18 protein-coding genes are annotated in these 21,090 nt (G+C 44.6%); 9 read left to right on the forward strand and 9 right to left on the reverse strand.

Annotated elements, in window-relative coordinates; genetic code table 11:
- The first annotated feature begins 46 nt into the window (after positions 1-46).
- Entirely contained in the window at positions 47-928 is an 882-nt protein-coding gene (locus OCU48_RS19425) for an AraC family transcriptional regulator (RefSeq protein WP_141346211.1), read from the forward strand.
- Positions 929-1,296: 368 nt separating this feature from the next.
- Here the strand turns inward: OCU48_RS19425 and OCU48_RS19430 are convergent, their stop codons facing one another.
- From OCU48_RS19430 to OCU48_RS19460, 7 genes are all read right to left on the reverse strand, one after another.
- Complete coding sequence (locus OCU48_RS19430) at positions 1,297-2,259, reverse strand: aminoglycoside phosphotransferase family protein (RefSeq protein ID WP_141346212.1); 963 nt, start codon at positions 2,257-2,259, stop codon at positions 1,297-1,299.
- Positions 2,260-2,427: 168 nt separating this feature from the next.
- Positions 2,428-4,041 (reverse strand): BatD family protein, encoded by a 1,614-nt coding sequence (locus OCU48_RS19435; protein WP_141346213.1) that lies wholly within the window; start codon positions 4,039-4,041, stop codon positions 2,428-2,430.
- A 5-nt stretch (positions 4,042-4,046) separates the two neighbouring features.
- On the reverse strand, positions 4,047-5,942 hold the full coding sequence (locus OCU48_RS19440; protein ID WP_141346214.1) for a vWA domain-containing protein: 1,896 nt from the start codon (positions 5,940-5,942) through the stop codon (positions 4,047-4,049).
- Complete coding sequence (locus OCU48_RS19445) at positions 5,935-6,903, reverse strand: vWA domain-containing protein (RefSeq protein WP_141346215.1); 969 nt, start codon at positions 6,901-6,903, stop codon at positions 5,935-5,937. The genes OCU48_RS19440 and OCU48_RS19445 overlap by 8 nt, the downstream gene beginning before the upstream one ends.
- Positions 6,900-7,394, reverse strand: coding sequence for a DUF4381 domain-containing protein (locus OCU48_RS19450; RefSeq protein ID WP_141346216.1), 495 nt, complete (start codon positions 7,392-7,394; stop codon positions 6,900-6,902). Before OCU48_RS19450 ends, OCU48_RS19445 begins: the two co-directional genes overlap by 4 nt.
- Positions 7,395-7,404: 10 nt before the next feature.
- Positions 7,405-8,409 (reverse strand): DUF58 domain-containing protein, encoded by a 1,005-nt coding sequence (locus OCU48_RS19455; protein ID WP_141346217.1) that lies wholly within the window; start codon positions 8,407-8,409, stop codon positions 7,405-7,407.
- A gap of 11 nt (positions 8,410-8,420) precedes the next feature.
- Positions 8,421-9,377 carry an AAA family ATPase gene (locus tag OCU48_RS19460; protein WP_141346218.1) on the reverse strand — a complete coding sequence of 319 codons (957 nt, stop codon included), beginning with the start codon at positions 9,375-9,377 and terminating at the stop codon, positions 8,421-8,423.
- 300 nt (positions 9,378-9,677) lie between these two features.
- Between OCU48_RS19460 and OCU48_RS19465 the strand changes: the two genes are divergently transcribed.
- Positions 9,678-10,259 (forward strand): GNAT family N-acetyltransferase, encoded by a 582-nt coding sequence (locus tag OCU48_RS19465; protein WP_141346219.1) that lies wholly within the window; start codon positions 9,678-9,680, stop codon positions 10,257-10,259.
- 46 nt (positions 10,260-10,305) lie between these two features.
- On the opposite strand, the gene OCU48_RS19470 is transcribed toward OCU48_RS19465, so the two are convergent.
- Both OCU48_RS19470 and OCU48_RS19475 read right to left on the reverse strand, forming a co-directional pair.
- Positions 10,306-11,781, reverse strand: a complete 1,476-nt coding sequence (locus OCU48_RS19470) for a Na+/H+ antiporter NhaC family protein (RefSeq protein ID WP_141346220.1) — start codon at positions 11,779-11,781, stop codon at positions 10,306-10,308.
- Between the two features lie 15 nt (positions 11,782-11,796).
- Entirely contained in the window at positions 11,797-13,140 is a 1,344-nt protein-coding gene (locus OCU48_RS19475; protein WP_141346221.1) for a glutamine synthetase family protein, read from the reverse strand.
- A 331-nt stretch (positions 13,141-13,471) separates the two neighbouring features.
- On the opposite strand from OCU48_RS19475, the gene OCU48_RS19480 reads away from it, so the two are divergent.
- The 7 genes from OCU48_RS19480 to OCU48_RS19510 are packed head-to-tail and all read left to right on the forward strand — an operon-like array spanning position 13,472 to position 21,083.
- Positions 13,472-14,221 carry a gamma-glutamyl-gamma-aminobutyrate hydrolase family protein gene (locus OCU48_RS19480; protein WP_141346222.1) on the forward strand — a complete coding sequence of 250 codons (750 nt, stop codon included), beginning with the start codon at positions 13,472-13,474 and terminating at the stop codon, positions 14,219-14,221.
- A 13-nt stretch (positions 14,222-14,234) separates the two neighbouring features.
- Positions 14,235-14,792 carry an HTH-type transcriptional regulator PuuR gene (gene puuR, locus OCU48_RS19485; protein ID WP_102321623.1) on the forward strand — a complete coding sequence of 186 codons (558 nt, stop codon included), beginning with the start codon at positions 14,235-14,237 and terminating at the stop codon, positions 14,790-14,792.
- A 35-nt stretch (positions 14,793-14,827) separates the two neighbouring features.
- Positions 14,828-16,312: an aldehyde dehydrogenase gene (locus tag OCU48_RS19490; protein WP_141346223.1), complete on the forward strand. Its 1,485-nt coding sequence runs from the start codon at positions 14,828-14,830 to the stop codon at positions 16,310-16,312.
- Positions 16,313-16,357: 45 nt separating this feature from the next.
- On the forward strand, positions 16,358-17,635 hold the full coding sequence (locus OCU48_RS19495) for an NAD(P)/FAD-dependent oxidoreductase (protein WP_141346224.1): 1,278 nt from the start codon (positions 16,358-16,360) through the stop codon (positions 17,633-17,635).
- A gap of 16 nt (positions 17,636-17,651) precedes the next feature.
- Positions 17,652-18,518 carry an N-carbamoylputrescine amidase gene (gene aguB / locus OCU48_RS19500; RefSeq protein ID WP_141346225.1) on the forward strand — a complete coding sequence of 289 codons (867 nt, stop codon included), beginning with the start codon at positions 17,652-17,654 and terminating at the stop codon, positions 18,516-18,518.
- 10 nt (positions 18,519-18,528) lie between these two features.
- On the forward strand, positions 18,529-19,611 hold the full coding sequence (gene aguA / locus OCU48_RS19505) for an agmatine deiminase (protein WP_141346226.1): 1,083 nt from the start codon (positions 18,529-18,531) through the stop codon (positions 19,609-19,611).
- Between the two features lie 44 nt (positions 19,612-19,655).
- On the forward strand, positions 19,656-21,083 hold the full coding sequence (locus tag OCU48_RS19510) for an NAD-dependent succinate-semialdehyde dehydrogenase (RefSeq protein ID WP_141346227.1): 1,428 nt from the start codon (positions 19,656-19,658) through the stop codon (positions 21,081-21,083).
- Positions 21,084-21,090 lie beyond the last annotated feature (7 nt).

The following is a 21,090-nucleotide window of genomic DNA, read 5'->3' on the forward strand; positions in this document are numbered from 1 at the left end:
CTCTATAAACCTTGTAAAAAGCGACATTTACTAGCATTATTCCGACATGATAACGACATATAGACTTAGCTCTCACCTTCTTCACCCACATATTCCGTTCTGTATTCAGCCAGCAATACACGATGGGGCGTTTCACTTACATCGACATGATTTTTCTGAGTTGATGATAGTGTTGTCAGGTCAAGCAGAGCATATTGTTGGCAATAAGCGCTCTATGATTAAAACTGGCGATGTCTTTGTCATGAATGGGTCTGTTGAGCATGGTTTTAGTAATGCCCATGAGTTGGTTATTTATAACCTGATGTTTGATGGACAGAAGCCTTATTTTGAGACCTCAGGGATTCGCGTTTTACCGGGTTATCAAGCTTTGTTTAATATTGATCCGCTAGCTCGTGAGCAAGAATCTGAAGTACCGTATCTCAATTTGAAAGAGAGTACTTTGGCTAAAGTAGAACTGTTGCTAAAGGAAATAGAGGAGGAATACACCAGTGCTGCGCTTGGATTTGAGTCGGCATTAGTTGCCTTGCTACAGCACCTGTCAATCTTGCTAGTGCGTAATTACCCTGAACAAGCTAACCCTAAACAAAAGAATACCTTAGCTCTGGCTCGTGCCTTGTCTTATATCGAGAAGAACTATTTTGAGCCTGATCTACGTGCGACTAATATTGCGGATAATAGCTTTTTAAGCACTCGTCAATTAGAACGATTATTTCATCAGTTCTTCCAAACCACACCTAGCCAATACTTGAGTGACCAAAGGATTTCTAGAGCTAAAGAATTATTGGTCAGTGATATCAATTTGAGTATCAACCAAATTGCTCAGAGCTGCGGCTTTAGTGACAGCAATTATTTCTCTCGCGTGTTTCGTAAGCAAATAGGAATACCCCCTAGGGATTACCGTAAGCAGGAGTTTGTAAACAATAGGTAAGCTTGAATAGAATTAAGGTAACCTCACTATGGCACTATTTTAGTGATGCGGTATCTGTCATCGAAGACCGCGCGCTTTGGTTATTATATTGAGTTGTAATGTCATCATCCATACTGAAACTGATAGAAGAGATACATAAAGTCGTGATGGCAATTAGTTTTTTAAGCAATGGTGTGACCTCGATAATGACCTGGTAAGCGTGATGCTATAGATTCGGAAGAGTTTCATTGCGACTATCTTAGCGGATAGATCCAGATGTTACTTACCACTACGCGCCAGTTGAAAGTGTAACTTAGGTTACTTTTTGCAGATTGTTTGTTTAGGGAAAATCTATTATCGACATACTGCTTAGCTAAAACTTCTTAGACTTATCTATTGCTGATAACCTGAATTGCTTGGTTTGTTAATGCTTCGGTATAGTCATTGATTTTCCAATGGGTTGGACACCAGCCTTTGACGAAACGTTGAAAGTCGGCCCATGCAATGCAAAACAGTGATCGCCATGCACTCTCCACCTCTTGAGCGTTGAGATTAGGTTGAGTGTTCTTGATAGCCTCTTTTAAGTGCCTAAAATAAGTATCCAATATCCACTGCTCTTTTTGAGCGCACTGCTGTGGAGTGACTGCGCTACTCATAAATAGCGCGACATCTTTCATTGCACAGCCTTTACCTACATATTGAAAATCAACCGCGGCGGCTTTCTCGCCATCGGCGGTAAAACAGAAATTGGCTAGCTTTGCGTCCCCATGAACCAGAGTTTGAAAAGGTGCGCCTTTGAGGATTTGATCTAGCTGTTGTGCATGCTCTTTCAATATTGAGTCTTCTAAAGCTTCGAGCTCATCGGGTCGCGTTTCGATATGCCAATACGTGCCAATGTCCCAAAGATTTTTGCCTTCGTTTTCAATATGAGTAGCGTGAAACCATGCCAGCCACTTTAAGCAAGCATTCAAATGCACATTATTGGCCTCAGTAGTGGTTTGGTTGTAACCCAACTGCTGTAAATCTTGCATCACTAACAAGCATGTACTCTCAGACTCAACAACCTTGATAGGTAGGGGAGCTGGACAGTTTGCATGAAGCTCGGGAGCAAAGTCTTGATACCAATGGAGCTCCACCTGATACGAGAGAACCTTTCGTTGATGGGATAGTGTGGTATTCCAACCCCTAGGATGGTTTTGTATTTCAGGTAAGGTGATATGTTTAACGATGATGCTCATATCATCGATAAATAAGCGCACCAATTCACCATAGCCTCCCCACAAAGTTTGAATTTTTTGAGCACTGTGAAGTTGCTTATAACCCAATTGTTGAATTAAAAGTGTGTAGTCCATGATGAGGTAAACGACCTGCGAGTAGAGCGATGGTGTTGGCAATGTATCATACAGACATAATTCATAGCTTAGTTTATTTGCAAGTAAAGACGGCTAGGCTAGAGCGCTTTCGCCGTATTAACACCATTTCCTGAGATAAACCTAAATAGTTTAGAGCTAGAGCTAGAGCTAGAGCTTAGCGAGTTGTTCTTTGTGTTGAGCAGTGTTGGTTCTAGCTTGCTCTATCAAATTAATTAATTCGCTGATATTCCATTTAGTAGGCACTTGCCCAAATACTGTCTGGTTCATTTTACTCATCTCCTGGCGAATACTCTGGGCGTCTTCCGGGGTTATATTGTGAGTGTTTAGCCATTGCTCTAGTAGCGATTGAGCCTTGATAGTATCTCTATTTTTAATCGATTTTATTAGCTCTGACTTTATAGGCTGGGGTTTAGCTTCGCTTTGATTGACAGAGGAACATGAACCTTGCTTCCTTGCACGTAACCACATCATAGTAGAGAGTACCCACAAGCAGGCAAAGAGTGCGGTTAGCATTGGCCAATAGCCACTGTCTTTAATAGGTTGAGTGTTAGTCGTTGGTGGTTGCGATAAAAGAGGAACGCCAGCTGAAGAGCCGTTGGCATTGACTGTGACACTCAATCCTTTTACTTCACTCGTCTGTGCTTTTTTGTTTGCAGAGTCCCACCATTGGACAGGCACGCTTGGTAAGACAAATTCACCGCTTCTTTTGGCAATGAGCACCTGCTTGGTGATCATGGTTACTGAGCCGTCATCATTATTATTAAACGCGGGTTTCTCACTGTAGACACGAAAAGCCTCAGGATTATTGATGGTCAGATTTGGTAATTGCGAAGCACTGAGCCCAGTTGCAGTGAGTGCTATCGTTCGCGTAAGGGAATCGCCTTCGTCTATAACCACTGAATCATCTGAGAGCTCTTTATTGTTATCCAGTTGCCAACGTTGAGATAGATTTAACTTAGACGTTGGTAGCCATGCGCCGTGGTAGTCAGCGGGTATGGGAAGTACTTTCAAGGCGACTTGTGATGATTTCCCGTCAAGTGTAATGAGGCGGTTACCTGTACGACTATTTCCGTAGCGAACAGCTCCGGTCAATGTCGGAATTTTTATCGAAAAGTCACCGCTATTGTTTGCTGTTACTCGAAACTCTTGATCAATGATCAGCACCTCAACGCCATCAAGTACTGCTTGATACTGCTTAGGCTCTGATAGAGGTTCAATCTGTAAACCTGGCGCAAGGGGCTGGGTTAGGTTAGGGTTTTGCAATCTACGAGGATCTACCTTAACGATGATGCGAGCATCTAGTTTTGTGCTTTCATTGGGATACAGCTCTTTCTTGCCAATCTTTGAACGCACTTCAATGATATCGTCGGTGTTTGGCATTTGTTCGCCAACCGTAACGTTAAGTGTAATTGGGGTTGTTGTCGCTTCATTCACTTTAAAGCTTGGAATGGTGACTGCCCCTGTTTTTTGTGGGGCAATAGACACGGTCCATATACTGCTATCGGAGCGCTTTCCGTTGATGATATTTACCGAAGAGCTGAAACTTGGCCTTCCTACATAGAAATTATCAGACAGAGTATCAAAGTTGATTTTGCTACCATCAAGCTTCTCGTCGGCTGCGACCTTTAACTGAATAATCTCATCCTTAGAGACACTCGTTTTACTGACGCTTGCCGTCACATTAAGTGCCCACGAGGAGAAGCTACAAGCCAAGCCTGTAACCAGTGTTAATGTGGTGAAGAGGGGTTTAAATTTAATCATTACGGTTACCAATCTTTCCCTGTTGATGAGGGCGCTGTTTTATCTTTTGCTTGTAGAAGCATCTGTGCACGCAACAAATAGCTAGGGTCCCTCACACTTTCAACTTGTTCTAGCTTTCTAATATCAGGGTCTACTTCCTGTTGCTGCGAAAGGGATGCTGAGCGTTGCTGGTTTTCGTCTTGCGTGTCTTCGTCTGACTCTCGCTCATTCGCTGTCGATTCAGCTTGTGCCTGTTGATTCTTTTGAGGCTGCTCTTGCGTTTTAACTTGAGCCGATTTGTCTTCGGTGTCAGAGACGTCTGATTGTGAAGACTGAGATTGCTGGTTATTTTGCGATTGCTCAGATTGCTCAGATTGCTCAGATTGCTCAGATTGCTCAGATTGCTTACTCTGACTCGAATCTGATTTGTCCTTATTGCTCTTATCGTTTTTGGATTGTTGTTTGCCGTCTTGTTGATCCTGTTTGGAGGTGCTCTCAGAATCTTGCTGTTGCTGTTGCTGTTGCTGTTGCTGTTGCTGTTGCTGTTGCTGTTGCTGTTGCTGTTGCTGTTGCTGTTGCTGTTGCTGTTGCTGTTGCACAATATCAAGGTTGTACTTTGCATCGGCATTTTCAGGCTCTTGCTGTAAAACTTTGTTATAGCTTGCAATTGCTTGGTCTAGCTCACCGTTTTGCGCATAAGCATTACCAAGATTGTACAGCGATTCGGTGTCAGAATGGCCTTGGAGGTTATTGATTGCACCTTCATAATCGCCACTCTCATACTGAGCTGCAGCGCGCCATTTCGCATCTTGGAACTCCTGACTTGCGCGCTCATAGTCTTTTTCTTTAAACGATGCATAACCTCTCTGATTGGCGTTAGAAAATGCGCTATCTAAGACGGAGGCTTGTGCATGGTTAGGGACAAAACCAAAGCTAAACATCATTGCAACCAACGAGAAAATTACGCCTTTGCGAAATAGGGGTAGAGCGCATAGCAAGGCAAACGGTAGCAGCCAAAACCCATTGTTGATCTTGGTTTCCAGCTCGTCGCCTTTCACTTTGGTGTTAACCGCATCAAATGAGGATTCTGAAACTAAGTTCGCTATGTCTTGGTTGTCGTGGCGGTATCTCTCGAACTGACCGTTGCCCTCACGTGCCGCAGATCGAAGATTGCTTAGCTGAGTTTTAGCTATAACAGTCTTGCCATTAGAAGTGGTTAATAATGAACCATCAGACAGTTGGATCGGTGCTCCTGCTCCAGTACCAAAGGCGAGCACTGATAAAGTCCAGTTTCCCTCACTTAATTGCGCTTTGATCTGCTCTAGCTCTTGCGTATCGAGATCATCGGAAAACAGTAAAATCTCACCCTGATTTAAGCCTGCCTGTTTCATGATAGATATGGCTTGCTTCACTCCTAAGTCTGCTCGTGCCCCTTGTATTGGCATTATTTTTGGCGATAGATTTTGCACAAGGTTGGAGAGAGTTGTAGAGTCGGTGGTTAGCGGACTTAACGTGTAAGCATCTCCTGCATAAGCCACTAAACCTGTTTGCCCTTGGTCTAATAGTGGCAATAGATCCTGCGCTTTGTACTTGATCTGGGCAAGACGACTGGGTTTGATATCGTTGGCATATACAGAGCGAGACATATCCAAAACCAGTACTCTCGCGTGCTCAGATTGAGATACAGGAATTGCTTGTTTCTCGAAGCTAGGGCCTGCTAATGAGATGGTGATAATCACACCAAGCAGTGCCACCCATCCATAATGGCGCCTGTTGTTTGCAGGCTTATCTATCATTGCTGCTACAAGATGGGAGGCAATCATTGATGAGTGTGTAGAGGAGCTTCTTAACCACACTATGATTACGGCTAGTGGGATAAGTAAAATGAAGGCCTCGGGATAAAGAAACTCAAAACTAGGCATCATTTCTCCTTATCATCACAGTGATTATAATCAGCAGTAATCCAATCAATGCAGGCCACATGAACCATTCTGTTCTTGGTCTCCAAGATTGAGTGGCTTTTTGGATAGGTTGCAAGGCATTGATGGTGTCGTAAATAGTAGCTAAATCCTTCGCATCTCTAGCCCTAAAGTATTGACCGCCGGTCATATCTGCTATCTTGATTAATGTCTTCTCGTCAAGGTCTTCTGCTGTGTTCACGGTGCGAGTCATAAAGAAGCTTTGTACCTGCATCTCTCCAGCACCGACGCCGATAGTGTAGATAGTGGTGTTGAACTTCTTAGCTATTTCTGCGGCTTGAATCGGGTCTAAAACACCAGAGTTATTGCTACCATCACTGAGCAGTACCATGACCCGCTGAGGCGCATCACTATCGACAAAAGTTTTGGTTGCCAAACCAATACCATCACCAATAGCGGTTTGTGTGCCGATGAGCTTTAACACAGTCTGATCCAGTTGTGTTTTTATCGTTTCACGATCGAAAGTCAACGGTGTTTGCAAGTAGGCATGATCCGCAAAATACACCAGCCCTAATCGATCTCCTGTACGTTTGTCGACAAAATCAGACACCACTTGTTTAACTGCGGTGAGTCTGTCGATGTAATCATTGCCTTCTCTCATGTCTTCTTGGCTCATGGAGTAAGATAGATCGATAACCAACATCATGTCTCTGTGCTTTGGGTGTACTTCTATAGGGTCGCCGTACCAAACAGGTCTCGCACTGGCGATGACTAACAAAATCCAAGCTAAAATGGCGAATAGCTGTGTAATCTTCTTTGTTTTATCGTGTGTCACGGTGGCTTGCGTGACATGGGGCAGAACAATCAACGATGAAGATCTCTGTTCCCTTAGAACGCGAAAAGCCAAATAGGGTAGAGGTATCGCAAAGAGCATCCACCACCATTCAAAGGTAAAACCACTCATGATGCGTTCCAGTCTTTGTATTTTCTTTTCGGTGGCAGTGCATGCTCAATCCAATAGCCACAGTCTTCAATTAAGGATGTGTTGATTGCGTGATCGTTCACCCCTGATGAGTACAAGACTGATTGCCACTGCTCTTTATTAGGAGAGAAGCGAGGTGTGGCAAGCTGCGAGTCCAAAAACGCTAACCACTCTGCTCCGGTCAATTTAGCGATATCGTTGCGCGGGAAGTAACTCAACGCAGCCTGTCGCAATAACTCTTGAACTTCTGAAGCGGTAAGGCTGTTTGAACCTTGCTTTAGGATGTGCAGCGCGGCTTTTTTAGCTCGGCTTTTATTTCGTAGTTTGCGCTGAATTATAAAGCTCAAGATAAGAGCGATAGCAACAAGTGCAAATAGGCTCCAGTAACCCCAAGGTAGGGGCCAAAAGCTAGGCTCGAGCGGTAAGTGAAGAGGTTTTAGTGGCAAGGTGTGTGCCTGTTCAATTTGACTCATGTAGTAATACTTAAAAAGGGTGCTGTAGCAATTGTTGTAATAGCGGTGAGCCGCTGGAAACCTGCGAGAGCGTAATGCCATATTGGCTCAGTTGCTCGCTTAACTGCTGTTGTTGATGCGTGAATGCGTGTTTTATGGAATCTTTGGCCTTGCTACTGGATAAATTCACTGAGAAAACCTGATCTCTGCCTTGCAGTGTTTGTATGCCTTTAGCTTGAGTATTCCCAAGCTCTATTGGGTCGTAAATCTGTATTGCTCTCACTCGGTTCTGTGCAGCCATTTGACTTATTGAGGTAATGTCTTGCTCAGAAAGAGTCGAGAAGTCACTAATAAGAATCAACTCACTACCTTTATGACACAGGTTGGCAAGGGCTGGAAAGGGATCACGTCGCTCGATTACGTGAGGGGCCGAGGCTATCGTGCTCAAGCTTTGATTGTGAATCTCACACAAGCGATTAAGTAGCTGAAGCACCGCGGTCTTTGAGCTTGATGGGCGGATCTCTGTCAGTGTATCACCGCAGCGAATCATCGCACCTACTCTGTCCTTGCTGCCGATGGCAATCCAAGAGAGCAATGCAGCTAGATGGCAAAGCTGCACAGATTTTAATAACAGTTGAGTTCCGGTGAACATACTTGGGGTAAGGTCGATAAACAGTACGACCGGGCGTTCACGCTCTTCAGTAAATAGTTTTGTGTGCACTTTTCCTGTTCGTGCGGTTACGCGCCAATCAATTTGACGTACATCATCGCCGACTTGATATTGACGTACCTCTGAGAAGGTCATTCCTCTGCCTTTACGCGAGCTTGTATGCTGGCCATTAAGCTGGGACCAAAGACTTTTCGCGGGTGGTTGCCAGCGCTTACCGTGGATCTGATAGAAGCTCAACTCTTCAACACTCACCGCCACACCATTAGTGGCAGTAGGCAAATTACCTGAAGCAATTGTCTGTTCAAGCAGATTCGTGCTGTTGGTCTTTGTAGTAAATAAGCGGCGTAGTTTAAGGCGTTCAAACATAGTTAACGGCCTTAAGCTGAAGCGACTGTACGCAGAAGCTCTTCGATGACAGCATTGGCAGTAACCCCTTCAGCCTGCGCTTGGTAGGTTAGTAGTAGACGGTGGCGTAGTACAGGGAATATCACCGCTTGAATGTCTTCTGGGCTGACGAAATCTCTACCTGATAGCCATGCATTGGCACGCGCGGCTCTATCTAAGGCAATAGTGGCACGCGGACTCACACCCATTTCAATCCATTTTGTTAGGTCATCGCTGTAAGCTCGGGGATCACGCGTTGCCATGATCAGACGAATCATGTACTTCTCTATGGTTTCGGCCATGTGAATAGACAAAACTTGACGACGAGCTTCGAAAATATCCTGTTGCGACAATGGGGTTTCGAAGTGTTGAATTTCCCCTAAAGCTTCGCCTCGATTCAGGCGTAGGATCTCCAGTTCACTCTCTGCATTGGGGTAATTAACCTCGAGATGAAGTAGAAAACGGTCAAGCTGAGCCTCTGGAAGGGGGTAGGTGCCTTCTTGCTCTATTGGGTTTTGGGTTGCCATTACCAAAAATAGATCTGGCAGTGGGTAGGTGGTCTGGCCGACACTGATTTGTTTTTCGGCCATAGCTTCAAGCATGGCCGCTTGGACCTTAGCTGGAGCTCGGTTGACCTCATCGGCGAGTACTAAAGAGTGAAAAATAGGACCAGATTTAAACTCGAATTCACCTGTTTCGGGACGATAGATATCGGTGCCGGTTAGATCAGATGGTAGAAGATCTGGTGTGAACTGGACTCGATGAAAACTTCCTTCAATACAATCTGCTAGTGATTTTACTGCACGAGTTTTAGCGAGACCAGGAGGCCCTTCCACTAAAATATGACCATCAGCCAATAGTGCAACAAGCAGTTGCTTAACGAGATTGTCTTGACCAATAACTTGAGATTCTAGGTAGCGTTGTAGTTGCTGGAATGACTGCGCTGGCATATGTGATGTTCCTTAAAGCGAGCATTTTAGTAAATAGATAGAGGAGAAATTTGTAAAAAAGTTCCCATTCTTTTTCTATTATTTTTTTCATAAAAACAGGTATTGATATTTAAGGTTAATATTTGGGCATTTTATCGTGAGTTCAAGAGGTTACAGGCATAAATTGATAGAAAACCATACGCTATTCAATGAGTTTGTTATACATCTTGAATTTTGAATTAGCGCATTTTCATACACATATAATGACGATAGGATCTAAGTCATTTAGACTTGGGGCAATTCAGATTAAAGGACAAATTTATGTCAATCCGTCAGTTTCTCAAAGGTGAACGCGTAGCGCTTACCGCACAGCTAACCATTCAACTTATTCAAAAATCAGACTTGCAAGATATTATTACAATGTTGGACAACCCTAATGTTGCAGAGTATCTGTTTTTTGCGCCTGCCCCTGCTGAGGTGTACGAAGGTTACTTTGGACCAATGATTGATAATACGCAGCAAGCGATTGAAGATCAGACCTACCCTGACAATATCATAGGCATTATTCGTGATAACAGCGGTCGTTATATGGGGATGGCTGCAATTACTAGCGTGATGTTTATGGATGGTAATTATGAAGTTGGCTACCAGCTTGCGGAACACGCATGGAAGCAGGGCATCGCCACTATCACTTGCCAATTCTTCACTAACATCGCGTTCGATGCACTAGGGGCACATAAAGTGTGTGCGGATTGCTATGCCGCCAATGTGGGTTCGTATCGTACTTTAGAGAAAAATGGCTATGAGCGAGAAGGCATGCAACAGAGTTACTATAAGTTGGAAAGTGGCTTTGATGATCGCTTACATTACGGCATGACACGGCAGCAGTATTTGCAGAAATAAAAAACAGAGGCTAATGAGCCTCTGTTTTTCTATAAGACTAGAGTGTTCAAGCGACAATCAAGAAGAAGATACAAGTCGCTACAATACCAATCAGTGCGTATGGGAACTGTGTTCTAGCATGTTGCATTGCCGTAACACCTGAACCTTGTGCCGACAGTACGGTTGAGTCACTGAAGAAACATGAGTGACTACCCGCCGCAGATGCAGAAAGCAATGCCGCTACAGTTAGATGAAGAGGTACGCCTAGCTGTTCGCCCAAAGGTAGGACGATAGGCATAGCTACAGCAAATACACCCCAAGAAGACGCTGTTGCAAATACTAATGCGCCAGTAATCATAAAGATAATCGCAGGGAAGTATTGTGCAGAAAGCAGTGGGCTTACGGTCTCGATGACAAACTGAGTTACGCCCAAGGAATCATTGACGTTTTTCAACATGAAACCACCGATAACGGTTGCCAGCGGCAGCAGCATCACTTTGATACCATCATAGATAGCATCGAACATAGAGTTCATTGAGATTAGATTTTGCATTCCATAGAAGCAAACGGTAAAGATAATTGCTACGAATACACCCGCTAATAGGTCAATGCCAAAGTACCAGCTCGCTCCCACTAGCACGACCATAGGTAGCAAGAAGTTGATTAGGCCCATTGTAGGGTTTGTGTGTGAAGCAATATCAGAACCCAAGTCCATCTCTACAGAGTCATCAGGTTGTACTTGTCCGCCTTTCGCACGTTTTTCAGCAGCCTTCATTGGCCCAAGATCTGGCACTTTCTCAAGAGCTACTAGCAGTACAATCGCCAACGTTACCCAGCCGTAAGCCATGTAAGGGATTGCTTGGATGTAGGCTTTAATACCTTCGCCTGCTTCTGCAACACCATTCGCTTCAAGCAGAGAACTAAAGAATATCGCCCAAGTAGAGATAGGGACCAAGATACAAATTGGCGCCGCTGTTGAATCAACCAGGTAAGAGAGTTTTTCTCGAGAGATATTGTAACCGTCGGTCACCTTCTTCATCGAAGAGGAGATAGCAATCGCATTTAGGTAGTCATCGATGAAGATCAAGATACCAAGAGCGAATGTCATCAGCATTGATTGCTTACGACTCTTCACTTTAGTGACCAACATATCGGAAAAGCTAAGGATACTGCCACCCTTTTCAAGGATTGCGATTAACCCGCCCATCAGACCACAGACTAGAATGATCCATGCGATGGTTTCATCCATCATTACATCCATTGAGATGCCAACGATTTCTTCCACAGCTTCCGTTGGGTTAAGCAGTAGTACCCCAGCGATAGCACCAGTGAAAAGTGCTTCAACCGTACGGTGGGTAGTCAGTGCAAAGAGCAGTACAAGCCCTGTTGGTAGTAGGCCTATCCATCCGTACGCTTCTCCCTCAGCATGATTTAAGCCAATCGAGACAAAAAGGAGGAAAACCGCTATTGAAAAGATAGTGATAAAAGTGTGTTTACTGGTGATTTTCAACGATGGTGGCATCGTCTTGGTCTGTGTATTCATGTAATAGTTCCTTTATTAAGCCGTATGTAGCATCCAGTCGATTTCGGTCGTGGTAATTGCACGCTCAAATTCGGCTAACTCGCTATGCTTGCAGGCTAGATACAAACCGATGAACTCCTTCGAGATAAACTGAGAGAGTTCACTGACTTCAAGTAAATTCAAGGCTTCGAACATACGTCTAGGTAGTTCAGCCGCCTCTTCATTAAGAGCAGGTGGACATTGCTCTTGCGTGTATTGGTCACTCGCTAATACTGAAGACAGCACTACGGCAGCAAGGATATAAGGGTTAACGTCAGCACCAGCAATGCGGTGCTCAATTCGACGATTCTTTGGGTCACTCAGTGGCACGCGAAAAGACACGCCTCTGTGATTTGTTGCCCAGTCAGCCTTTGTTGGCACATAGGCTCCGGGTACGAAACGGCGGTATGAATTTACGTTGGGGCAAATTAAACCGATAGAACCGGCCGATTGAGCCAGCATTGCCGTCATTGTTTGATAGAAAAGAGGGCTTGCTTCGCCATTGTCTTGGCTAAACAGATTGTTATTGTCTGAATCAAGAAGGCTGATATGAGCATGCATGCCACTACCCGCTTCATCAGCGAAAGGCTTAGCCATAAATGTGGCATCAAAGTTGTGCTTGCTTGCGACCTGACGAATTAAACGTTTGGCAATGATGATCTCATCACATGATCGAAGCACATCTTGAGAGTGGTTGAAGTTGATTTCAAATTGGCCTGGTGCAGATTCAGATAACGCGCCAGAGGTATTCAAGTTTTGCGCTTGGGCAAGAGTATTTAAGTCTGTTAAAAATCCATCATAGTCATCTAGACCGTCTACATCATATACCTCAGTGTTCTTTTCTCGAATATTTTTGGCAGGATTCATGGCCTTAAGTAGCTCACCCGATCTCGTTCGTTCCTTATCAACTAAATAGAACTCAAGCTCAAAAGCCATACAGGGATATTGGTTGTTGTCTTTCAGTTGTTTGAGTTGTTTTTCAAGGATGTTGCGAATAAAGAGAGGGCTGGGCTGAGTAGCAGAATCGTCCATCATAGTCAAAAGCACTTGGCCTGTATTCTCTCGCGCTGTTGGCGTTAAAGAGGCTGGAACAGGAAAGCAAATATTGTCGGGTTCGCCAAGCTCTTCACCTAATCCGGCTGACTCCACTACATTTCCTTTGGTATCGAGAGTAATAGTCGATAGAGGCAGTGCGATTCCTTTACCCACCTTCTCTAGAGCTTCTGCAGGAATGCGTTTTCCTCTTGGCGTTCCGTTGATGTCGGTAAAAATAAGGTCGATAAACTCTATATTTGGCCAATTTTGTCGAAAATTTTTAACTTCCTGTTGAAACCATTCCATTTTAACTCTCCAGTAATTCATTACTCAAGGTGTGCAAAATATTAAAATTGTTAACTTTTACTCACTTGGTAAACGATTTCATGAATAATTTCTTCTTATACAGACACTTAGATGTATACCGAAGCATTTTCATGCGATTTGATGTTCGTTTTACTTAACTTATTATTAACACTAGATTCCTTTTTGCTCAATATATTGACCGGTTTTCATTCGTTTTGCGCATAAAAAACAGACTTTCGTCACGGTTTGTTAAATATATCTACCAATTTAGTTGCTCGAATTAATGACCATATGTAATGTGAGTGTTAAATAAATCTTGCACGGAATGGCTATGTCAGATTCTCGTAAACCAATCATCGGTGTTGTCAGTTGCAGCAAGTCTCTTGGAGGCTATCAAATACAAGCTGTTAATGAGTTCTACCTAGATGCTGTTACTGATTTTGGCGGAATACCTATTGTAATATCTCCAAGAACCACCTCGGATGACCTCGAGAAACTGTTGGATATGTGTGATGGTTTTCTATTCCCTGGTAGCCATTCAAACGTCGCTCCACATCGCTATGGTGCAGAGCACGTTGAGCTTAAAACAGATGAAGCAAGAGATGAGATTTCAATTTCTTTACTTCGTCATGCGGTAGATAGAGATATTCCTTGCCTTGGAATATGTCGTGGATTTCAAGAAATGAATGTAGCACTTGGTGGAACTTTAACCCCAGCAGTGCATGAATCTGGTTATAATGATCATAGAGAAAGCCAAACTGATGATTTTTCTGAAAAATATGCACCGTCTCATCCTGTACTGGTGCAAGAAAACAGTAAATTTGAAGGTTGGTTATCTCAATACAATTGGCAAAATACGCAAAGCTTCGATGTGAACACACTTCACAATCAAGGGGTTAAAAAGTTAGCACCTACCTTAATGGTAGAGGCAACAGCCCCTGATGGTCTTGTCGAAGCCTTTAGCCTCCCAGATCAAAGGTTCTTTGTTGGGGTGCAATGGCACCCTGAATGGCAAGCAACAAGTAATCATTTCTCCAAGATCTTGTTCAAAGAATTTATGATGGAGGCTTCTCACTCTTAAAGGAGCTTTATCAATGGACAACCAACTGATTGGTCAAAATATTGTTCAGTTGCGAAAACAGCATGGATTGTCACAAAGGGAATTAGCAGAAAAAGCAGGGATCACACACAGCGCAATCTCATCTATAGAGAATGCCAAAGTCAGTCCTTCTGTGAGTTCTCTACAAAAAATAGTGAATGTATTTTCACTGTCTTTATCAGAATTTTTTACGTTTGACCAAGCAGGGAAAACGGAAGAAAAAGTGGTCTTTAAGCCTGATGAACTAGTTGAAATGGGCAGCGATACAGTATCAATGAAGCTTGTCACCAATGGCTCAAAGAAACAGGTGATAGGTTTTTTGATAGAAGAGTACGCCCCGCAAAGCACCACAGGAACGGATGAAATTAAACATGAAGGTGAAGAGGTCGGCACGATACTAGAAGGCGAAATTACGCTGGAATATCAAGGCAACTCTTACATCATCAAGGCCGGTGAATCTTATGTCATAGACACCACTGTGCCTCATAAATTTATAAATCACACAGGCAAGGCTTGCAGAATGATAAGTGCGCATACGCCAACCACATTCTAGTGGGCTTTCCTTGTTGTGATAAACAAGGAGAGTGTATGAAACTTAAATCTGATTGGTTAGAACTGCAACAAAGCCTAAACATTGAAGGCAGAGCCTACATCAATGGCGAGTTTACCGAAGCGATCTGCGGTGAACGTTTAGCGGTAATTAACCCAGCAACAGATGACATCATTACAGACATCGCTCGCTGTCAATCTGACGACGTAGAATTAGCAGTAGGATGTGCTCGTCACGCATTCAAACAAGGAGAGTGGAGCGATAGTGCTCCCTCTTATAGAAAAGCGGTTCTGAACAAATTTGCTGACCTTATCGACGCTCACAACGATGAACTTGCTCTACTTGAAACCCTAGATACGGGCAAACCTATTGCTCACAGCGTCTCTACTGATATTCCTGGTGCTGCAAATGCACTACGTTGGTATGCAGAAGCAATCGACAAGGTATATGGCGAAGTCGCTCCAACCGAAAAAGACGTACATGCCTTTATTTCTCATCAAGCGATTGGTGTCGTGGCTGCGGTTGTTCCTTGGAACTTTCCTTTGTGGATTGCGTGTTGGAAGCTAGGCCCTGCACTTGCCGCTGGCAACAGTATCATTCTTAAACCTTCAGAGAAATCCTCTTTAACCGCTATCTTCCTTGGCAAATTAGCTTCAGAAGCGGGTTTACCTAACGGTGTTTTTCAAGTATTGACCGGCTTTGGCCATGAAGTAGGTGACGCACTTTCCCGCCATCAAGATATCGATTGTATTACCTTCACAGGGTCAACACGAGTAGCAGGCCAATTGATGATTGCGTCTGGTGAAACAAATCTAAAGCGTGTTTGGGCTGAAGCAGGTGGTAAGAATGCCAACATCGTTTTTGAAGATTGTGGCGACCTCGACCGAGCAGCAGCAGAAACTGCAGGCGGATGCTTTTATAACCAAGGCGAAGTGTGCGTAGCCGCAACTCGTTTGCTGGTACATGAAAGCATCAAAGACGAATTCGTAGAAAAAGTCATCGCAGCGGCGAAAAACTTCCAGCCAAAAGATCCTCTCGATCCGTCGTCTTCAATGGGTGCGCTGATAGATCAAGAACACAAAGCTAAGGTTTTGAGTTACGTCGAATTAGGTATAGACGCTGGCGCAACATTGCGTTGCGGTGGTGACGTCGACGGACAAGGTGCATTTGTAGAACCGGTGATCTTGGATAACGTCGATAACAAGATGCGAGTGGCACAGGAAGAGATTTTCGGTCCTGTCTTGTGCGTGATTCCATTTAGCACAGAGCAACAAGCTATTGATATAGCGAATGACTCTCAATATGGGCTAGGCGCTGCACTTTGGAGTGACAATATCAATCGCGTTCACCGTGTCGCGAAAAAGCTTCAGGCTGGTTCAGTTTGGGTGAACAACTACAACGAAGGGGACATGACTGTTCCGTTCGGTGGCTTCAAAATGAGTGGTAACGGGCGAGACAAATCGCTTCACGCTATGGAGAAATTCACCGAAACAAAAACGACATGGATTCGTCTTCAGCCATAAGCTCACAAGAGTTGGCTTGCCCCTGAATAGATAAGGAATATTGTAATGAACAAACATACCGATTCGTTTTATGCTAATTCGATAGATAACATCGTTGAGTATCCTCAACTACAAGACAACATTGAATGTGATGTATGTGTAGTGGGTGCTGGTTTCTCTGGATTATCTTCAGCGCTGCATCTAGCAGAGAAAGGTTTTAAGGTTGTTGTTTTAGAAAGTGCCAAAGTGGGCTTTGGCGCAACGGGCCGCAATGGCGGTCAGATTGTGAATAGCTACAGTCGTGATGTGGATGTAATCGAAAGTCGTTATGGCGAAAAACAGGCGAAACAGCTGTGTGACATGATCTTTGAAGGTGGCGATATTATTCGTGGCCTTGTTGATAAGTACCAGATCAATTGCGACCTAAAACAAGGTGGCCTGTTTACTGCATTAAACCCTAAGCAATTCAAAAGCCTAGAACATCACAAGAAAAACTGGGAACGCTATGGCAATGACCAACTTTCGATCTTAGATGCTTCAGAGGTCGAATCTGCAGTAGGTACTGATGCCTACGTAGGCGGCCTGCTTGATATGCGTGGTGGACACATTCACCCGTTAAAACTTGCACTGGGCGAAGCAGCTGCATTTGTATCTTTAGGCGGACAAATCTTCGAACAGTCAGCGGTTACGTCTATTGAAAAGGGTGCAAATCCGATCGCTCGTACAGCAACAGGTAGTGTTAAGTCTAAGTACCTAGTTCTAGCGGGTAATGCTTACCTTGGCGGTCTTGCTCCTAATATCAGTAACAAAGCGATTCCTTGTGGTACTCAGGTAGTGGCAACAGAGCAACTCACTGAGGAACAATTGAAAACTATCCTACCAAGTGATTACTGTGTAGAAGATTGTAACTACTTGCTTGATTACTTCCGTTTGAGTGCCGACAAGCGTTTATTGTTTGGCGGTGGCGTTGTGTATGGCGCGAGAGATCCACAAGACATTGAGTCTTTACTTCGTCCAAAAATGGAGTCGATATTCCCTCAACTTAAGGGTATCGGTATCGATTATCAATGGACGGGTAACTTCTTACTTACCTATTCACGTATGCCGCAGTTTGGTTCGTTTGCCGACAATGTCTATTACCTGCAAGGGTATAGCGGCCATGGCGTGACTTGTACTCATCTTGCAGGAAAGTTACTGGCAGAGGCTCTAACTGGACATGCTGAGCGATTTGATGCTTTTGCAGCATTAAGACACCCATCATTCCCTGGTGGACGCCACTTCCAAATCCCATTTACTGCGATGGGTGCGGCGTATTACAACCTTCGTGACAAATTAGCTATCTAAGAAATAAGGACATTCCATGAGCAGAATCGTTAAGTTTGCAGCATTGCAATTGACCAAGAGCTGGGATCTTGAGGCAAACCTTGAGAAGGCGAAAGCAGCAATTCGTGAAGCCGCTAAAAATGGTGCTAATGTTGTCGTGCCTCAAGAGCTATTTGCTGCGCCTTACTTTTGTAAGGTACAGGCTGCAAAGTATTTTGAGTTGGCAGAAGAAACAGAAAAGTCACATCTCATCGCTGAGATGAGCAAGCTTGCTAAAGAACTAAGTGTTGTTATCCCTGTCAGCTACTTTGAAAAAGCAGGTAATTGCTTCTTTAACTCGCTAGTAATGATTGATGCCGACGGTACAGTGTTAGAAAATTACCGAAAATCCCACATTCCTGATGGCCCAGGTTACAGCGAAAAATATTACTTTAGCCCTGGCGATACAGGCATGAAGGTTTGGGATACACAGTTTGGCCGTTTTGGCGCCGGGATTTGCTGGGACCAATGGTTCCCTGAATTAGCTCGCACCCTAGCATTGCAAGGTGCAGAAGCGATTTTCTACCCAACAGCAATCGGCAGTGAGCCTCAAGATCCTACGCTGGATTCTCGCGATCACTGGCAACGTACTATGCAGGGGCACTCTGCTGCTAATTTAGTACCGGTAATTGCCTCTAACCGCGTAGGCGTTGAATTGGATGACGGCATTGAGACTACCTTTTACGGGTCTTCATTTATCACTGACCATACGGGTGGCAAGATAGCTGAAGCGCCACGTGAGGGTGAAGCCATTATCTATGCTGAGGTCGACTTGCAAGAAGCGACTCAAGCTCGTCATGCGTGGGGACTTTTCCGAGATCGTCGCCCCGAGCTATACACAGACGTAGCTAAATTATCTGTGTAGGAGAGTGATAATGAAACTCACCACAACACCAAGCAATGATGGGTACTACTTTCCCGCAGAATTTAAAGCCATTGGCGAGGTTTGGCTAGCTTGGCCTGAGCGTCGCGACAATTGGCGTGATAATGCATTGCCAGCGCAGAAGACCTTTGCGCGTATTGCCAATGCAATATCTGAAGTAGTGCCTGTGAATGTGGCGGTCAATCAGGCGCAACTTCAGCAGGCTCGTGCACTACTTAAGCCGGAAGTCGAGCTATTTGAGATTCCTTTTAATGATGCTTGGATGAGAGATATTGGTCCAACAATCGTTGTTAATAACGAAGGGGATCGTCGTGGCATCAGCTGGAAGTTTAATGCATGGGGTGGTGAGTACAATGGCTTATATGATGACTGGAGCCAAGATGATCTAGTTGCATCCGCTGTGTGTGATGCCATTGGCGTTGCTCATTATAATGCCCCTTTTGTTTTAGAGGGTGGTGCAATCCATACCGATGGTGAAGGGACGCTCTATACCACCGAAGAATGTCTTCTTAGCCCAGGGCGTAACCCAGAACTGAGTCGCCAACAAATTGAGAATAATTTGCAGCAATATCTTGGCATCGAGAAGGTAATCTGGGTGCCTAATGGATTATTCAACGATGAAACAGACGGCCATGTAGATAATCTACTACATGTGATTGCTCCGGCTAAGGTTGTACTTAGCTGGACTGATGATCCAAAAGATCCGCAGTACGCATTATCCCGTGAGGCTGAAAGCAGTCTGTTAGCTCAACGTGATGCTAAAGGCAGAGAAATAGAAATTATCCGTCTTCCTACACCTGGCCCTCTATTCTACAAAGAAGAAGAGGCGTCGGGTATAGAGGCTAGCGACGGCATGACTCGAGAAGCAGGTGAGAGGCTAAGTGCTTCTTATGCCAATTTCTTAATGGTTAATGGCCATATATTTCTACCACTGCTTGATGAGTCAACAGACCAAATAGCCATCGATATTCTTCAGCGAGCATTGCCAAAATATCGAATCGTCGGCATACCCTCAAGGGAAGTACTACTTGGCGGTGGCAATATCCACTGTATTACTCAGCAAATACCAGCGTAACGATAGACCGATGCGCAAACAAAAAGGATTTAGAGGTTAGTTCTATGCACCTTATTAACAATAAAAAACTGCTCTCTTTCATGGTCTCAGAGTCGGACAATAGTATTGCGGTTAACAACCCTGCGACCGGTGAGTGCATTGGTTATGCGCCGATAACATCAAAAGATGAGATCCTTGATGCTATAGAGCGCTCAAAGCTTGCTCAGCAATCTTGGGCGGAGCAACCGGCAAAAGCGCGTTCTGCCGTGTTGCAGCAGTGGTATCAATTGCTTCTGGACAATCAAGATGATCTTGCTCGTTTGATGACCCTTGAACAAGGGAAGCCGTTAGCTGAGGCTAAGGGTGAGGTGATGTATGGTGCAAGCTTTATCCAGTGGTTTGCTGAAGAAGCAAAGCGCACCTATGGCGAGACTATTCCTGCGCCTAGTGGTGACAAACGCTTGCTGACTATTCGACAACCTGTCGGTGTGACAGCGGCGATTACGCCATGGAACTTCCCTATTGCAATGATTACACGTAAAGCCGCGCCCGCTTTAGCCGCGGGATGTAGCATGTTGATCAAACCCGCAGAGGATACGCCACTTTCCGCATTTGCTATGGCAGAGCTTGCCTATGAAGCAGGAGTGCCAAAAGACCTACTCATCATAGTACTAGGTAAACAAGCGGCTGAGGTGGGGGATATATTCACGACTCACCCAACAATCCGTAAGCTTTCATTTACTGGCTCGACACGTGTTGGCCGACTGCTGATGCAGCAAAGCGCTGGTGATGTGAAACGCACGTCAATGGAGCTAGGCGGGAACGCCCCATTTATTGTGTTTGATGATGCCGATATTGATAGTGCCGTTGCTGGAGCTATGGTGTCTAAGTTTCGTAATGCGGGACAAACCTGTGTCTGTGCAAATCGTTTTTATGTCCACAGTAAGGTCTACGATGCCTTCGTTTCTAAATTTGATACTGCCGTCCGTGCACTTAAGGTTGGAAACGGTATGCAAGAGGGCGTCAATATTGGCCCTGTTATTAATCAGGCGGCGAAAAACAATATTCAATCGTTAGTGGATAAGGCAATTGAACAGGGCGCAGAGCCGACTTCGAGTATCGAAGAACTGGCTGGGTTGTATCTCCAACCTGTGATTTTGAAAAACGTTAAGCACAACATGGATATCGTCTCTCAAGAGATTTTTGGCCCAGTAGCGCCCGTAATTTGCTTTGATACAGACGAAGAGCTCATCGAAATGGCCAACGATACGATTTATGGCCTAGCTTCTTATTTCTATAGCCAAAACGTGCACCGTGTTTGGAAAGTAGCCGAAGCGCTGCAATACGGCATGGTAGGTATAAACGATGGAATAATTTCTACAGAGGTCGCGCCTTTTGGCGGGGTCAAACAATCGGGTATTGGACGTGAAGGTGCTAAGCAAGGCATTGATGAATACATGGACATCAAATACCTCTGCTTCGGCGGCAATTAATAAAGGG

It is taken from the genome of Vibrio inusitatus, assembly GCA_024346935.1.
GTDB lineage: Bacteria > Pseudomonadota > Gammaproteobacteria > Enterobacterales > Vibrionaceae > Vibrio > Vibrio inusitatus.

Bases quoted from the DNA above. Each gene is read 5' to 3' on its own strand.
- OCU48_RS19425 (WP_141346211.1), top strand. From the start codon at position 47: ATGATAACGACATATAGACTTAGCTCTCACCTTCTTCACCCACATATT.
- OCU48_RS19430 (WP_141346212.1), bottom strand. From the start codon at position 2,259: ATGGACTACACACTTTTAATTCAACAATTGGGTTATAAGCAACTTCAC.
- OCU48_RS19435 (WP_141346213.1), bottom strand. From the start codon at position 4,041: ATGATTAAATTTAAACCCCTCTTCACCACATTAACACTGGTTACAGGC.
- OCU48_RS19440 (WP_141346214.1), bottom strand. From the start codon at position 5,942: ATGCCTAGTTTTGAGTTTCTTTATCCCGAGGCCTTCATTTTACTTATC.
- OCU48_RS19445 (WP_141346215.1), bottom strand. From the start codon at position 6,903: ATGAGTGGTTTTACCTTTGAATGGTGGTGGATGCTCTTTGCGATACCT.
- OCU48_RS19450 (WP_141346216.1), bottom strand. From the start codon at position 7,394: ATGAGTCAAATTGAACAGGCACACACCTTGCCACTAAAACCTCTTCAC.
- OCU48_RS19455 (WP_141346217.1), bottom strand. From the start codon at position 8,409: ATGTTTGAACGCCTTAAACTACGCCGCTTATTTACTACAAAGACCAAC.
- OCU48_RS19460 (WP_141346218.1), bottom strand. From the start codon at position 9,377: ATGCCAGCGCAGTCATTCCAGCAACTACAACGCTACCTAGAATCTCAA.
- OCU48_RS19465 (WP_141346219.1), top strand. From the start codon at position 9,678: ATGTCAATCCGTCAGTTTCTCAAAGGTGAACGCGTAGCGCTTACCGCA.
- OCU48_RS19470 (WP_141346220.1), bottom strand. From the start codon at position 11,781: ATGAATACACAGACCAAGACGATGCCACCATCGTTGAAAATCACCAGT.
- OCU48_RS19475 (WP_141346221.1), bottom strand. From the start codon at position 13,140: ATGGAATGGTTTCAACAGGAAGTTAAAAATTTTCGACAAAATTGGCCA.
- OCU48_RS19480 (WP_141346222.1), top strand. From the start codon at position 13,472: ATGTCAGATTCTCGTAAACCAATCATCGGTGTTGTCAGTTGCAGCAAG.
- puuR (WP_102321623.1), top strand. From the start codon at position 14,235: ATGGACAACCAACTGATTGGTCAAAATATTGTTCAGTTGCGAAAACAG.
- OCU48_RS19490 (WP_141346223.1), top strand. From the start codon at position 14,828: ATGAAACTTAAATCTGATTGGTTAGAACTGCAACAAAGCCTAAACATT.
- OCU48_RS19495 (WP_141346224.1), top strand. From the start codon at position 16,358: ATGAACAAACATACCGATTCGTTTTATGCTAATTCGATAGATAACATC.
- aguB (WP_141346225.1), top strand. From the start codon at position 17,652: ATGAGCAGAATCGTTAAGTTTGCAGCATTGCAATTGACCAAGAGCTGG.
- aguA (WP_141346226.1), top strand. From the start codon at position 18,529: ATGAAACTCACCACAACACCAAGCAATGATGGGTACTACTTTCCCGCA.
- OCU48_RS19510 (WP_141346227.1), top strand. From the start codon at position 19,656: ATGCACCTTATTAACAATAAAAAACTGCTCTCTTTCATGGTCTCAGAG.